Below are 548 nucleotides of genomic sequence, written 5' to 3'. Positions count from 1 at the left end.
GTACAAACAAGAAGAAATTTGGGCAAGAGTAGGTAAAGAGCCATCCGGTCAGGCGTTTAACTCGCTGATTCAGTTGGAGATGGAACAGGGTATTCCACGCAACCCGTTTATTAACGCGGGTGCAATTGTTGTGGCTGACTTGCTGCAAAGTCGTTTGTCTGCACCTCGTCAGCGCTTACTTGAGTTTGTTCGTCAGTTGTCGGGCGATACTCACATTGTCTATGACAAAGTCGTGGCCGCGTCGGAAATGATGCACGGTGATCGCAACGCGGCGATTGCTTATCTGATGCGCTCATTTGGTAACTTCGAAAACGAGGTGATCCCAGTGCTGCAAAACTACTTCCATGCCTGTGCTTTAAAGATGAGCTGTGTGGACTTAGCAAAAACCTTTAGCTACCTAGCCAACAAAGGCACTTCCGTGCAAACGGGCAAGCCAGTGGTGTCACCAACACAAACGAAGCAACTGAATGCATTGCTCGCAACTTGTGGTTTGTACGATGGTGCCGGTGAGTTTGCTTACCGTGTGGGTATGCCAGGTAAATCTGGTG

General features: G+C 49.1%; 1 protein-coding gene. It reads left to right on the top strand.

The genetic code is table 11. From position 1 onward, the window contains the following. Window positions 1–548, top strand: a 548-nt coding sequence (locus R7Q48_RS30185) for a glutaminase (protein WP_318134085.1), incomplete at both ends; no start/stop codon positions are given.

The sequence above is a fragment of the Vibrio sp. 378 genome (genome assembly GCF_033339435.1).
The sequence above is the reverse complement of the archived record's forward strand: the minus strand, read 5'-3'. Positions and strand labels throughout refer to the sequence as shown.